This is a genomic window from Pigmentiphaga sp. NML080357 (assembly GCF_002188465.1).
Taxonomy (GTDB): Bacteria; Pseudomonadota; Gammaproteobacteria; order Burkholderiales; family Burkholderiaceae_B; genus Pigmentiphaga.
Genome location: NZ_NINW01000029.1, coordinates 205,106 through 217,975 on the forward strand (window position 1 = coordinate 205,106; position 12,870 = coordinate 217,975).

The window sequence follows — 12,870 nt, forward strand, 5'->3', positions numbered from 1 at the left end:
GCGCTGTCGGCGCGGGCGGGCCCGCGCCGGGTCTTCAGGGGTTGAGTTCGGCGAAGGCCTCGCCGGCCACGGCAACGGTGCGGGCGATCACCTCGTCGTCGTGGGCGATCGAGACGAAGCCCGCCTCGAACGCCGACGGCGCGAAGTTCACGCCGCGCGCCAGCGCCGCATGGAAGAACTTGTTGAAGGCCGCGATATCGGAGGCCGAGACCTCGGCCAGCGAGGTCGGCACCCTGTCGCGGAAGTACAGGCCGAACATGCCGCCCACGTGGTCGGCGCTGAACGGCACGCCGGCGCTGGCCGCTGCTGCGCGCAGTCCCTGGACCAGCTTGCCGGTCTGGGCTTCCAGCCGGTCGTAGAAGCCCGGCTCGGCCAGCAGCCGCAAGGTGGTGATGCCGGCGGCCACGGCCACCGGGTTGCCCGATAGCGTGCCGGCCTGGTAGACCGCGCCCAGCGGCGCGATGTGCGCCATGATGTCGCGCCGGCCGCCGAAGGCGCCGATGGGCATGCCGCCGCCGATGACCTTGGCCAGCGTGGTCAGGTCCGGGACGATTCCCGTGCGCCCCTGCACGCCTTGCGGCCCCACGCGAAAGCCGGTCATGACCTCGTCGAAGATCAGCACCGCGCCGTGGCGGGTGCATTGGTCGCGCAGCGCCTGCAGGAAGCCGGGCGCCGGCTGCACCAGGTTCATGTTGCCGGCCACCGGCTCGACGATCACGCAGGCGATGTCGTCGCCGTACTGCTTGAAGGCGGCTTCCACCCCGGCGATGTCGTTGTAGTCCAGCACCAGCGTGTGCGAGGTGAACTCCGGCGGCACGCCCGCCGAGGTCGGGTTGCCGAAGGTCAGCAGGCCCGAGCCGGCCTTGACCAGCAGGCTGTCGGCATGACCGTGGTAGCAGCCTTCGAACTTGACGATCTTGGCGCGGCCGGTGAAGCCGCGCGCCAGCCGGATCGCGCTCATCGTGGCCTCGGTGCCCGAGCTCACCAGGCGCACCTGCTCGATGGAGGGCAGGCGGTGCACCAGCATCTCGGCCAGCTCGACCTCGGCCTCGGTGGGGGCGCCGAACGACAGGCCGTTGGCCGCGGCGGCCTGCACCGCCCGGATCACCTCGGGATGGGCATGGCCGAGGATGGCGGGGCCCCAGGACCCGACGTAGTCGATGTACTGCTTCTTGTCGGCATCCCAGATGTACGGGCCGGCGGCGCGCTCGATGAAAGGCGGTGTGCCGCCGACGGAACGAAAGGCGCGCACCGGCGAGTTGACGCCGCCGGGAATGGTTCGGCAGGCGCGTTCGAAGAGTTCTGCGTTGCGTATCATGGTCATGCCTTGCTAGTGGCGTTGCCGCCGGGGTCTTCGGTCCAGGCCTGGCCGAAGGCGCGCGCCGCCGCTTCGATGTCGGCGGCGCCGAACAGCGCGGTGATGACGGCCAGGGCGTCCGCGCCCGCCGCCACGGCCTGCCGGGCATTGGCCGGCGTGATGCCGCCGATGGCGACGATGGCGGGCCGGATCGGCTGTCCGTCACCCGGCAACCGCAGTCGGCGCGCCTCGGCCAGGCACGACAGCGGCGCGCGCACGGCGGCCGGCTTGGTGGGCGAATCGAACACCGCGCCGAAGGCCACGTGGTCGGCGCCTGCCGCCAGCGCGGCGCGGGCGCGCTCGGGTTCGTTATAGCAGGACGCGCCGATCAGCAGCGCCGGTCCCCCGGCGCGGCGGGCCTGGGCGATGTCGCCGTCGTCGCGCCCCAGGTGCACGCCGTCGGCCCCGGCATCGAGCGCCAGCCGCCAGTCGTCATTGACGATGAGCACCACGCCGAGCCGGTCGCAGGCGGTGCGCAAGGCGCGCGCCTGCTCCAGCCGCTTGGCGGCCCCGGCCTCTTTGCGGCGCAGCTGCACGGCCCGCAGGCCGCCGCGCGCGGCGGCCTCCACGGCCGCCACCAGCCGTGCGGTGTCGTCCCATTCGGGCGTGATGCCGTACAGGCCCCGCATGGGGCTCGCCAGCGTGGCGGCGGGTTCGGCCGGCAGATTCATGAGGCGTCCTTGCTGGGGCCGGCGTTCGGTTCGACGGTCTCGGCGGCGGTGTCGCCGCCTTGCCGCGCCCAGAAGAACCGGTCGGGAAGCAGGCGGCCCATGCCGGGCTGGAAACCCGACGCCAGCGCCTGCCAGGTGTATTCCTGGGCTTCCGGGACGGCGTCGCGCACTTCCATGCCGCTGGCCAGCAGTGCCGCCAGCGCCGCCGACAGGGTCGAGCCGGCGCCGCGGAAATTGCCGGGCAGGCGCGGCCAGCGGTATTCGCCGGAAGGTTCGGCCGCCGTGTCGCCGCCCCCCCGCAGGGTATTGATCACGATCTCGCCCGGCTGATGCAGGCCGGTGGCCAGCACCCAGGCCGCGCCGCGGCGCAGCAGCGCATGGGCCGCGGTTTCGTCGGGCGTATCGGTATCGAGCAGTCCGTCGGCCGCCAATTGCGTCAGGCGCAGGCTGTCGGCCACGACGAGGGTGGCCTGCGGCACCAGCAGCTCGATGGTCGCGGCCATGATCTCCTCGGCCGAGTCCTCGGTCTCTGCGTCGTCCGCATCGGGCGGATCGGCGCCCAGGTGGAGGACGACCGGCACGGCCGAGTAGTCCGCCAGGATCTCGGCCACCGCCGCCACGGCCTCGGCCGAGAACAGGCCGCCGATCTTGAAGGCGCGTACCGGCATGTCCTCCAGGAGGCTGCGGGCCTGGTCGTCTATCCACTCCGGCGCGAGGGCCTCGGCGTCTTCCAGTCCGGCCGAATCCTGCACCGTGTAGCCGGTCAGCACGGTCAAGGCATGGCAGCCCATGCTGGCACAGGTCAGCAGGTCCGCCTGGATGCCGCCTCCGCCGCTGGGGTCGGAGGGGGCGAACGTCAGAACGAGGGGGGGCGTGGGCGCTGGCAACGAAAAATCTCGAAAAGCGGGCCCGCCGGCGGGGGACCGGGCGCGGCCCACGGTGTTTCGGTAAGATGCGAGATTCTAATGGATGCCCGATGGTTCCCGGTTCGCGGGGGCGGGGCCCAGTAATAATTGACGATGATGCGTACCTGGATGTGTCTGATTTGCGGCTGGATCTACGACGAGGCGGCCGGCCTGCCGGAGGAGGGAATCCCTCCCGGTACCAAATGGGAAGACGTGCCGCCCAATTGGGTTTGTCCCGAGTGCGGCGCCCGCAAGGAAGATTTTGAGATGGTCGAGATCTGAGCCGTTCAGTGGCGATTACAATCCCGGTATGAGCGAGCGCGCCAACTTCGATCTCACGAATCAGTTCCTGATCGCCATGCCAGGCATGGCGGATCCGAATTTTGCCGGCGCCGTCATCTACGTCTGCGAACATACGCCCAAGGGCGCCCTGGGCCTGGTCATCAACCGGCCGACCGACCTCACCCTGGCGGGACTGTTCGAGCGCATCGAATTGTCGCTGGACGACTCCGCCCGGGCCGAGTCGCCGGTCTTCTTCGGCGGCCCGGTGCAGACCGACCGCGGTTTCGTGCTGCATGCGCCGGTGGGCGACTACAACTCTTCCATCAAGGTCGGGGATCTCGCCCTGACCACGTCGCGCGACGTGCTGCAGGCCGTGTCCGAAGGGCAGGGGCCGGGCCAGATGCTGGTCACGCTGGGCTATGCGGGATGGGGCGCGGGCCAGCTCGAGGACGAGCTCTCCGAGAATGCCTGGCTCAGCGTGTCGGCCACCGCCGACATCATCTTCAACGTGCCGCCGGGCGAGCGTTTCGACGCCGCGCTGGCGCTGCTGGGCATAGCCCCGATCATGCTGGCGGGCGAAGCCGGCCATGCCTGACGAAACGCTGCTCGCATTCGACTACGGAACCCAGTTCATCGGCGTTGCCGTCGGCAATACGTTGACGGGGCACGCGCGTCCGCTCGAGGTGTTCGCCAATTCCACGCGCGAGGCGCGCTTCGCCCGCATCGAACAGTTGCTGGGCGAATGGCAGCCCTCGCGGCTGGTGGTCGGGCTGGCCCTGGACGCCGATGGCGGCGAGCAACCCATGACCGCCCTGTGCCGCCGGTTCGCCAACCAGCTGCAGGGGCGCTACGGATTGCCGGTCGAACTGGTGGACGAGCGCGGCACCAGCCTCGCTGCGCAATCGGAAATGGGCGCGGCCGGCCGCGGCCTGCGCGTGGACGCAGTGGCCGCCGCCATCATCCTGCAGAGCTATTTCGATGCCCGTCCGCCCGCCATGTCGCGCCCGCCTCCAGGCGAACAGCGCTGACGACCGCTTTCTTCACCCGGAACTGCCATGAACCCAACCCCCACCCACCTCGATGCCGAGGCGCTCTATGCGCGGCTGCGCGAAGCCGTGCGCAACCTGATGGCCGCGCTGCCCGCCGGGCGCACCCACCTGGTCGGCATTCATTCGGGCGGCTCGTGGATCGCCGACCGCCTGCACCGCGACCTCGGGCTGCCCGATGCGCCGGGCAAGCTCGACATCAGCTTCTACCGCGACGATTTCGCCCGCATCGGCCTGCATCCACAGGTCAAGCCGTCCGCCATCGCCTTCGACGTGGACGACAAGCACCTCATCCTGGTCGATGACGTGCTCTACACCGGCCGCACCATACGCGCCGCCATGAACGAATTGTTCGACTACGGGCGCCCGGCCTCCATCAAGCTGGCCGTGCTGGTGGACCGCGGCGGGCGCGAGCTGCCGGTGGCCGCCGACATCGCCGCGGCCACCGTCGAGCTGCCGCCCGGCCAGAGCCTGGTGCTGTCGCGCGTGGGCGACGCGTTCAAGATCGATTTCGAAAACCTGCCGCCCCAGGAGCAGCCCCATGCGTAACCCGCAGCTCAACAGCAACGGCGAGCTTACCCACCTGTTGACCGTGGAAGGATTGCCGCGCGCGATCCTGAACCACATCCTCGATACCGCGGAATCGTTCGTGCCGCTGGCCGACCGCGACATCAAGAAAGTGCCGCTGCTGCGCGGCAAGAGCGTGTTCAACCTGTTCTTCGAGAACTCCACGCGCACCCGCACCACCTTCGAGATCGCGGCCAAGCGCCTGTCGGCCGACGTCTACAACCTGAACATCAACGCCTCCTCCGCCAGCAAGGGCGAGTCGCTGCTCGACACCATCAACAACCTGTCGGCCATGCAGGCCGACCTGTTCGTGGTGCGGCACGCCTCCAGCGGCGCACCGCACCTGATCGCCCAGCACGTGGCGCCCCACGTGCACGTGATCAACGCGGGCGACGGCCGCCACGCGCACCCCACGCAGGGGCTGCTGGACATGTACACCATCCGCCACTACAAGAAGGACTTCACCAAGCTCACGGTGGCGATCGTCGGCGACATCCTGCACTCGCGCGTGGCGCGCTCGGACATCCACGCGCTGACCACGCTGGGCGTGCCCGAGGTGCGCGCCATCGGCCCGCTCACGCTGCTGCCGTCGGGCCTCGAGCAGATGGGCGTGCGCGTGTTCACCGACATGGCGGAAGGACTCAAGGGCGTGGACGTGGTCATCATGCTTCGCCTGCAGAACGAGCGCATGCGCGGCGCGCTCCTGCCTTCGGCGCAGGAGTACTTCAAGCATTACGGCCTGACGCAGGAGAAGCTCGCGCTGGCCAAGCCCGATGCGATCGTCATGCATCCGGGGCCGATGAACCGGGGCGTGGAGATCGATTCGCCGGTGGCCGACGGCAAGCAGGCCGTCATCCTGAACCAGGTCACCTTCGGTATCGCGGTCCGGATGGCCGTCATGAGCATCGTCGCAGGAGCCTGACCCCATGAAAATATCCATCCAGGGCGGCCGCCTGATCGATCCGGCCAACGGCGTCGACGCCCTCAACGACATCTACATCGCCGCCGGCCGCATCGTCGGCATCGGCCAGGCCCCCGCGGGCTTCGTGCCCAACCGGGTCATCGACGCCCGCGGGCTGGCCGTGCTGCCGGGGCTGGTGGACCTGTCGGCCCGCCTGCGCGAGCCGGGCTTCGAGCACCGCGCCACGCTTGAGTCCGAGCTGCAAGCCGCGCTGGCCGGCGGCGTGACCAGCCTGGTCCTGCCGCCCGACACCGACCCGGTGCTCGACGAGCCGGGACTGGTCGAGATGCTCAAGCATCGCGCGCGCCAGCTCAACCAGTCTCACGTCTATCCGCTGGGCGCGATGACCGTCGGCCTGAAGGGCGAGGTCATCACCGAGATGGCCGAGCTCACCGAGGCCGGCTGCGTGGCGTTCTCGCAGGCCGATGCGCCCGTCACCGACACCAACGTGCTGCTGCGCGCCATGCAATACGCGCGCACTTTCGACTACGCCCTGTGGCTGCGGCCGGAAGACCCGTGGCTGGCGCGCGAGGGCGTGGCGGCGAGCGGCGCCATGGCGTCTCGCCTCGGGCTCTCGGGCATTCCCGAGCAGGCCGAGACCATCGCGCTGCACACGCTGTTCGAGCTGCAGCGCGCCACCCGCGCGCGCCTGCACCTGTGCCGCATATCCAGCGCCGCGGGGCTCGAGCTGGTGCGCCGGGCCCGCGCCGAGGGCCTGCCCGTCACTTGCGACGTCAGCGCCCACCACGTGCACCTGACCGACGTCGACATCGGCTATTTCGACGCGCATTGCCGCCTGACGCCGCCGCTGCGCGGCCAGCGCGACCGCGACGCCATCCGCGCCGCGCTGGCGGACGGCACCATCGACGCCATCTGCTCGGACCACACGCCGGTGGACGAGGACTACAAGCTGCTGCCGTTCGGCGAGGCCGAGCCTGGCGCCACCGGGCTGGAGCTGCTGCTGTCGCTGGCCCTGAAGTGGGCCCGGGACACGGACCAGCCCGTTTCCCGGGCTGTCGCCCGGGTCACGAGCGAACCCGCCCGCGTGCTGGGCTCCAAGGTGCTCGCCTCGTGCGGACAACTGGGCGTGGGATCGCTCGCCGACCTGTGCCTGGTCGACCTCGATGCGCATTGGCTGGTCAGCGAGCAAAACCTGGTCAGCCAGGGCAAGCACACGCCCTTCCTCGGCATGGAGTTGCCCGGCAAGGTACGGACGACCATCGTGGCCGGCCACGTCGCCTATGAGACGGCTGCCTGATCGTGCGTGCCGGCTTGCTTTTGAGTGTCCACGTACTGCGGTTCACGCTGCGCTTCCTGCTCGTCACCCTGTGGGTGATATTCGGGCTCATCGTGCTGGCCACCGTGTTCCGGCGGTTCAGCGTGGCGCGGCGCGACCGGATCAACAGCTGGTGGTCACGCTGGCTGTTGCGCTGGTGCGGCGTTCGGGTCTATGTCAGCGGCCGGCCGCCGGTGGATGGCCCGGCACTGCTGATCGCCAACCACGTGTCGTGGCTGGATATCTACGCGCTCAGCAGCGTGCGCTGCACCATCTTCGTCGGCAAGCGGGAGCTGCGTGACTGGCCCGTGCTCGGCTGGCTGATTGCCGGCGTGGGCACCGTCTTCATCGAGCGCGGCAGCCGGCGCGCGGTGCACTACGTGGCGCAAGCCATGCGCGAGCGTTTCGATCGCGGCCAGTTGATCGGGCTCTTTCCCGAGGGCACCACATCGGACGGGCTGGACGTCCTGCCTTTCCACGCCGGCCTGTTCGAACCCGCGCGCCGCGCCGGCGTGCCGGTGCAGCCGGTCGCCTTGCGCTACCTGCAGCATGGCGAACGCAGCACGCTGCCCGCCTACGTGGGGGACGAAAGCCTGCTGGGCAACGCCTGGCGCGTGCTGGGCACGACCGGCGTCGCCGTGCAGGTGGTCTATCTGCCGCCCGTCTTGCCCGAGGCGGGCGACGAGGACCATCGGCATGCGATGGCGGCCCGCGTCCGGGAGGCCATTCGGCGCGAGGTGTGCCTGTAGGGTCGCGAGCTGCCCGATCCGGTTCACGTCACGTAGGCGCCGGATCTTCCGCGCGCGGCGCCCGGCGGCGCCGGGGCACGTTCTCCGGCGCCTCGCTGCCTGCCGCGGCCCGCTTGCCCTTGCGCGGGATGGGCTGGGCGAACAGCCGGTGCACCAGCGCCCGTACCCATTGCAGCGACGGATCGCGCGCCGTGTTCGCGTGCCAGATCAGCCGCACGTCGTAGGACGGCGCATAGGGCAGGGTCCATACCTTAAAGCCGTAGCGGCCCTGGGCATTGCGCGCGTAGGTGGTCGGCACGATGGCCAGCATGCGCGAGTTCATGACGACTTCCGGCAGGGCGCCGAAATGCAGTGCCCGCACCACGATGCGGTGGTCGAGTTTCATGCGCATCAGCATGTCGCGCACGCTGTCGTGGAACGTGGCGGTGGGCGAGGCGACCAGGAGCGAGGCCGATGCCAGTTCGCTCGGCGTGAGTATCTTGCCTTTGTGCTCGGGGAACGGGGTCCAGTCGGGCGCGGTAATGGCGACGTAGGGTTCGTGGAACAGCACGTCGGCCTGGATGCCGCGCTGCTTGGGATGCAGGATGCCGATCGAGAAGTCGATCTCGCGCGCTTCGAGGGCGGCGGCCACGTCGTCGGCCAGGACCGAGACATTGGTCAGCTGGGTATGGGGCGCCTCGGCGTGGAGGGCGGCGGCCAGCGTGGGCAGGAAGGTCATTTCGCCCAGGTCTGACATGGAGACCCGCCATTCGGCGTGGCTGTGGCGGGGGTCGAATTCCTCGCGGCCGGTGACGAGGGCTTCGAGGGAGCGCAGTTCGGCGGCCACGGCGGGGGCGACTTGTTCGCAGACGCTGGTGGGGATGAGGCCGTGGGGAGTGCGGAGGAACAGTTCGTCTTCGAAAAAGTAGCGCAGGCGGGCGAGGGCGTTGCTGGTGGCCGGTTGCGAGAGGGCGAGCATCTTGCCGGCGGCGGTGACCGAGCGGGTCTGGTGGATGGCGACCAGAACGCGGAGCAGATTGAGGTCCAGTTGTCGGAAGTTCATTTTGCTGTCCGTCCGGTCGGGTTCTCGAGGCGGCCCGTGCCGGGGCGGGCTTAAATGGATAATTCTTATAGGGATTCTACGGGGTATTCACCAAACCAATGTGGAATATACGAAAAAACCATTAGCCTGGGCTGCCTTGCTGGACAAGAATGGTGCGCAGACACCATGAAGAGGAGACCAGGACAATGGCGGAGCGTTCGTTCGCGAACGAAGTCGGCAAGCTGAGGCTGGGCGAGGGCGAGGAGTTCCGGGGGGAAGGGATACTCGCGGTCACCAAGGCCCTGTTGCAGTCGGGGGTGTCTTATGTGGCCGGTTACCAGGGCGCGCCGATTTCGCACTTGATGGACGTGCTGACCGACGCCAATGACATCCTCGCGGAGCTGGGGGTGCATTTCGAGCACAGCGCTTCGGAGGCGACGGCGACCGCGACGCTGGCGGCGTCGGTGAATTACCCGCTTCGGGGCGCGGTCACGTTCAAGTCGACGGTGGGCACGAACGTGGCCTCCGACGCGCTGGCCAACCTGGCCTCGGGGGGCGTGACGGGCGGGGCGCTGCTGATCGTGGGCGAGGATTACGGCGAGGGCTCCAGCATCATGCAGGAACGCTCGCATGCGTTCGCGATGAAATCGCAGGTCTGGCTGCTCGATCCGCGGCCGAACCTGGAAAGCATGGTGCGGGCGGTCGAGCAGGGGTTCGAGTTGTCCGAGGCCAGCAACACGCCGGTCATGCTGCAATTGCGCATCCGCGCCTGTCACGTGCACGGCCGGTTCAAGACGCGGGCCAACAAGCGCCCGGGCTATACGCTCAAGGACGCAATCGAGAATCCCGAGCGCGACGTCAACCGCATCGTGCTGCCGCCGGCCTCCTATCTGCACGAGCAGGAGAAGATCGCCAAGCGCTGGCCGGCCGCCGTGCGCTATATCGTCGACCATGGGCTGAACGAGTTCTTCGCCGCCGACGCCCGCGACGTCGGCATCGTCATGCAGGGCGGCATGTACAACGGCGTGTTGCGGGCGCTGGAGCTGCTGGGGCTGGCCGATCCGTTCGGCCGTTCGCAGATACCGCTGTACGTGCTGAACGTGACTTATCCGCTGGTGGACGAGGAGTTCGTCCGCTTCTGCGCGGGCAAGCGCAGCATCCTGATAGTGGAAGAGGGGCAGCCCGATTACATCGAGCAGGCGGTCCATGCGATCCTGCGCCGCGCGGACCTGAACACCCGCGTGCACGGCAAGGACGTGCTGCCGATGGCCGGCGAATACACGGGCGGGGTGCTGCTCAAGGGGCTGGCGGAATACCTGCGCCGCTACGAGCCGGCGCTGCTCGATGGCAGGCCGCTGCCGCGGGCCGCCCGTTCCGCCGCGCCTGCCCGCATGCCGGACAATCCCAAGGCGTTCGCCATCCAGCGCGCCGCCGACCAGGTGCAGGGACGGCCGCCGTCGTTCTGCACGGGATGCCCGGAACGGCCGATCTTCACCGCCATCAAGCTGGTCGAGCGCGAACTGGGGCGGCACCACATCAGCTGCGACATCGGCTGCCACCTGTTTTCGGTGCTGCCGCCGTTCAACCTGGGCGCGACGACCATGGGGTACGGCCTGGGATGGGCCGGCGCGTCGGCCCTGAACACGCGCGAGACCTCGCGGCGCACGATTTCCATCATGGGCGACGGCGGCTTCTGGCACAACGGACTGACCAGCGGCGTGGGCAATGCCGTCTTCAACGAAACCGACAACGTGCTGCTGGTGGTGGACAACGGCTACTCGGCCGCCACGGGGGGGCAGGACGTGCTGTCGTCCAAGGCGGAGAACCCCATCCGCAGCACCAACAACCCGATTGAGAAAGCCGTGCGCGGCGTGGGCGTGAAATGGGTGCGGACCGTGACGCGCACCTATAGCGTCGCGCAGATGCGCGATACGCTGCGCGAGGCGTTGACCACGCCGGAAAAAGGCCCCAAGGTGGTCGTGGCCCAGAGCGAGTGCATGCTCAACAAGCAGCGGCGCGTGAAGCCGCTGATGCGCAAGATGATAGGCGAGGGCAAGCGCGTGGTGCGCGAGCGTTTCGGCGTCGACCCGGACACCTGTACCGGCGATCACTCCTGTATCCGGCTCTCCGGTTGCCCCTCGCTCACCATCCGCGACAATCCCGATCCGCTGCGCACCGATCCGGTCGCGGCGGTGGTGGACAGCTGCGTCGGCTGCGGCCTGTGCGGCGAGGTATCGCATGCGGCGGTGTTGTGCCCGTCGTTCTACCGGGCCGAGATCATCAACAATCCGAGCGCCTGGGACAAGTTCCGGGCGCGGATCAGGAAAGCCGTCATCGGCGCCTTGCAGCGCCGCATCGACCGGCGGCTGGAGGGGCTGGCGGCATGAACGGCCATCACGTCCAGGCGCAGGCGGCCATGCATGCCGCGCAACCCAGCGCCGCCGCGGCGGCCACGCCGCGCGCCATCACCATCGCCATCCTGGCCATGGGCGGCGAGGGGGGCGGGGTGCTGGCCGACTGGCTGGTAGACCTGGCCGAGCACAACGGCTACCTGGCGCAGACCACGTCGGTGCCCGGCGTGGCGCAGCGCACGGGGGCCACGGTCTATTACGTCGAGATGTTCCGCGAGGCGGACGTGCCGGAGGGGCAGGCCCCGGTCATGGCGCTCGGGCCGGTGCCGGGCGAGGTCGACATCGTCATCGCCTCGGAATTGATGGAGGCCGGCCGGGCGCTGCAGCGCGGCCTGGTGTCCGAGGACCGCACCACGCTCATCGCGTCCACGCACCGGGTGTATTCCATGACCGAGCGCACGGCAATGGGCGACGACCGGGTCGATTCGGCGGCCCTGCTCGAAGGCGGCCGCGCCGCCGCCCGCCGTTTCGTCGCCGCCGACTTCAGCCGGATGGCGGAGGATGCCGGCGGTCCCATCAGCCCGGTGCTCTATGGCGCCCTGGCGGCCACGGACGCCTTGCCGTTCTCGCGCGAGCAGTTCGAAGAGGCCATCCGCCGTGGCGGCGTCGGCGTGCAGGCCAGCCTGCGGGCATTCGCCGCGGGCTTCGACGTGGCGGCGAACGCGGCGCGGTCCGGCGCCGTGATGGACGAGAAGACCGTGCGCCGCGGCGCTTCGCCGGCCATGCCGCAACACGGCGGCGCGGTGCTGCCGGCCGTCCGGGACGACCGCCGTTCCCTCCCGGACGCCGTCGGCCCGCGCCTGGCCGCCGTGCACGAGCGCATGGCCCGCGAGTTCCCGGAGGAGTGCCACGCGGTGCTGCGCGCGGGCTTGATACGCGCCGCGGACTATCAGGACGTCGCCTATGCCGGCGAGTACCTCGACCGGCTCAGGCCGGTGCTCGATGCGCTGCCCGATCGCGGCGCCGAAAGCCTCGACGTGCTGTCGGAGACAGCGCGCCACCTCGCCCTGTGGATGACCTACGAGGACGTGGCGCGCGTGGCCGACCTGAAGACCCGCGGCGCCCGCTTTGCCCGTGTCGCCGCCGAGGTGCGGCTGGCTCCCTCGCAGCAGCTGGAGATCAACGAGTTCATGCACCCGCGCCTGGAGGAGCTGGCGGACGCCATGCCGGCATCGCTGGGGCGGTGGATGATGCGCAGCCGGCTGGCACGCGCCTGCGTGGGCGCCTTCACGCGCAAGGGCAGGGTAGTGCGCACCAGTTCGCTGGGCGGCTATCTGCTGCTGTACATGGTCGCCGCGCTGCGCGGCATGCGCCGCCGTTCGCTGCGCTACCAGGTCGAACGCGAGCGCATGGCGTCGTGGCTGCGGGAGATCGCCGCGCTGGCCGCCAGCCGGCCCGAGCTCGCCCTGGAGGTCGCGCGGGCGCAGCGGCTCATCAAAGGCTACGGAGACACGCACGTACGCGGATGGGGCAATTTCCAGCGCATCATGGGCGTGTTGCCGGCGCTGAAGACGTCCTCCGACGGGCACTTGCGGTTGCAGGCGCTGGTCAAGGCCGCCCTCTCGGACGATACCGGGCGCGCCCTTGAACAGAAGCTTGCCGCCATCTAGGCTTACGAAATGGA

At 69.5% G+C, this 12,870-nt stretch carries 13 protein-coding genes; 9 read left to right on the forward strand and 4 right to left on the reverse strand.

Annotated features, from left to right (window positions below):
- Nucleotides 1-34: 34 nt before the first annotated feature.
- From hemL to CDO44_RS12700, 3 genes are read right to left on the reverse strand one after another with little or no spacing between them, the layout of a single operon-like run.
- On the reverse strand, nucleotides 35-1,318 hold the full coding sequence (hemL, locus tag CDO44_RS12690) for a glutamate-1-semialdehyde 2,1-aminomutase (RefSeq protein ID WP_087780568.1): 1,284 nt from the start codon (nucleotides 1,316-1,318) through the stop codon (nucleotides 35-37).
- Between the two features lie 2 nt (nucleotides 1,319-1,320).
- Nucleotides 1,321-2,028, reverse strand: coding sequence for a thiamine phosphate synthase (thiE, locus tag CDO44_RS12695; RefSeq protein ID WP_233146161.1), 708 nt, complete (start codon nucleotides 2,026-2,028; stop codon nucleotides 1,321-1,323).
- Nucleotides 2,025-2,915, reverse strand: a complete 891-nt coding sequence (locus tag CDO44_RS12700) for a hydroxymethylpyrimidine/phosphomethylpyrimidine kinase (protein ID WP_087780569.1) — start codon at nucleotides 2,913-2,915, stop codon at nucleotides 2,025-2,027. The genes thiE and CDO44_RS12700 overlap by 4 nt, the downstream gene beginning before the upstream one ends.
- A gap of 135 nt (nucleotides 2,916-3,050) precedes the next feature.
- On the opposite strand from CDO44_RS12700, the gene CDO44_RS12705 reads away from it, so the two are divergent.
- The 7 genes from CDO44_RS12705 to CDO44_RS12735 are packed head-to-tail and all read left to right on the forward strand — an operon-like array spanning nucleotide 3,051 to nucleotide 7,814.
- On the forward strand, nucleotides 3,051-3,215 hold the full coding sequence (locus CDO44_RS12705; protein WP_087780643.1) for a rubredoxin: 165 nt from the start codon (nucleotides 3,051-3,053) through the stop codon (nucleotides 3,213-3,215).
- Nucleotides 3,216-3,243: 28 nt separating this feature from the next.
- Nucleotides 3,244-3,810 (forward strand): YqgE/AlgH family protein, encoded by a 567-nt coding sequence (locus tag CDO44_RS12710; protein WP_087780570.1) that lies wholly within the window; start codon nucleotides 3,244-3,246, stop codon nucleotides 3,808-3,810.
- Nucleotides 3,803-4,243, forward strand: a complete 441-nt coding sequence (gene ruvX / locus CDO44_RS12715) for a Holliday junction resolvase RuvX (protein WP_087780571.1) — start codon at nucleotides 3,803-3,805, stop codon at nucleotides 4,241-4,243. The genes CDO44_RS12710 and ruvX overlap by 8 nt, the downstream gene beginning before the upstream one ends.
- Nucleotides 4,244-4,270: 27 nt before the next feature.
- Nucleotides 4,271-4,810 (forward strand): bifunctional pyr operon transcriptional regulator/uracil phosphoribosyltransferase PyrR, encoded by a 540-nt coding sequence (pyrR, locus tag CDO44_RS12720; protein WP_087780572.1) that lies wholly within the window; start codon nucleotides 4,271-4,273, stop codon nucleotides 4,808-4,810.
- Nucleotides 4,803-5,750 (forward strand): aspartate carbamoyltransferase catalytic subunit, encoded by a 948-nt coding sequence (locus CDO44_RS12725; RefSeq protein ID WP_087780573.1) that lies wholly within the window; start codon nucleotides 4,803-4,805, stop codon nucleotides 5,748-5,750. The genes pyrR and CDO44_RS12725 overlap by 8 nt, the downstream gene beginning before the upstream one ends.
- 4 nt (nucleotides 5,751-5,754) lie before the next feature.
- Nucleotides 5,755-7,047: a dihydroorotase gene (locus CDO44_RS12730; RefSeq protein ID WP_087780574.1), complete on the forward strand. Its 1,293-nt coding sequence runs from the start codon at nucleotides 5,755-5,757 to the stop codon at nucleotides 7,045-7,047.
- 20 nt (nucleotides 7,048-7,067) lie between these two features.
- On the forward strand, nucleotides 7,068-7,814 hold the full coding sequence (locus CDO44_RS12735; RefSeq protein WP_144389511.1) for a 1-acyl-sn-glycerol-3-phosphate acyltransferase: 747 nt from the start codon (nucleotides 7,068-7,070) through the stop codon (nucleotides 7,812-7,814).
- Between the two features lie 28 nt (nucleotides 7,815-7,842).
- On the opposite strand, the gene CDO44_RS12740 is transcribed toward CDO44_RS12735, so the two are convergent.
- Nucleotides 7,843-8,856 carry a LysR family transcriptional regulator gene (locus tag CDO44_RS12740; RefSeq protein WP_087780576.1) on the reverse strand — a complete coding sequence of 338 codons (1,014 nt, stop codon included), beginning with the start codon at nucleotides 8,854-8,856 and terminating at the stop codon, nucleotides 7,843-7,845.
- Between the two features lie 185 nt (nucleotides 8,857-9,041).
- On the opposite strand from CDO44_RS12740, the gene CDO44_RS12745 reads away from it, so the two are divergent.
- Nucleotides 9,042-11,222: an indolepyruvate ferredoxin oxidoreductase subunit alpha gene (locus CDO44_RS12745; RefSeq protein WP_087780577.1), complete on the forward strand. Its 2,181-nt coding sequence runs from the start codon at nucleotides 9,042-9,044 to the stop codon at nucleotides 11,220-11,222.
- A 29-nt stretch (nucleotides 11,223-11,251) separates the two neighbouring features.
- The gene (locus CDO44_RS12750; protein ID WP_087780644.1) at nucleotides 11,252-12,856 is read left to right on the forward strand and encodes an indolepyruvate oxidoreductase subunit beta family protein; all 1,605 of its coding nucleotides are present in this window, start codon (nucleotides 11,252-11,254) and stop codon (nucleotides 12,854-12,856) included.
- Nucleotides 12,857-12,870 lie beyond the last annotated feature (14 nt).

What these genes read in the sequence shown, in the direction of transcription:
- hemL (WP_087780568.1), bottom strand. Translation starts at nt 1,318, where the DNA reads ATGATACGCAACGCAGAACTCTTCGAACGCGCCTGCCGAACCATTCCC.
- thiE (WP_233146161.1), bottom strand. Translation starts at nt 2,028, where the DNA reads ATGAATCTGCCGGCCGAACCCGCCGCCACGCTGGCGAGCCCCATGCGG.
- CDO44_RS12705 (WP_087780643.1), top strand. Translation starts at nt 3,051, where the DNA reads ATGCGTACCTGGATGTGTCTGATTTGCGGCTGGATCTACGACGAGGCG.
- CDO44_RS12710 (WP_087780570.1), top strand. Translation starts at nt 3,244, where the DNA reads ATGAGCGAGCGCGCCAACTTCGATCTCACGAATCAGTTCCTGATCGCC.
- ruvX (WP_087780571.1), top strand. Translation starts at nt 3,803, where the DNA reads ATGCCTGACGAAACGCTGCTCGCATTCGACTACGGAACCCAGTTCATC.
- pyrR (WP_087780572.1), top strand. Translation starts at nt 4,271, where the DNA reads ATGAACCCAACCCCCACCCACCTCGATGCCGAGGCGCTCTATGCGCGG.
- CDO44_RS12725 (WP_087780573.1), top strand. Translation starts at nt 4,803, where the DNA reads ATGCGTAACCCGCAGCTCAACAGCAACGGCGAGCTTACCCACCTGTTG.
- CDO44_RS12730 (WP_087780574.1), top strand. Translation starts at nt 5,755, where the DNA reads ATGAAAATATCCATCCAGGGCGGCCGCCTGATCGATCCGGCCAACGGC.
- CDO44_RS12740 (WP_087780576.1), bottom strand. Translation starts at nt 8,856, where the DNA reads ATGAACTTCCGACAACTGGACCTCAATCTGCTCCGCGTTCTGGTCGCC.
- CDO44_RS12745 (WP_087780577.1), top strand. Translation starts at nt 9,042, where the DNA reads ATGGCGGAGCGTTCGTTCGCGAACGAAGTCGGCAAGCTGAGGCTGGGC.
- CDO44_RS12750 (WP_087780644.1), top strand. Translation starts at nt 11,252, where the DNA reads ATGCATGCCGCGCAACCCAGCGCCGCCGCGGCGGCCACGCCGCGCGCC.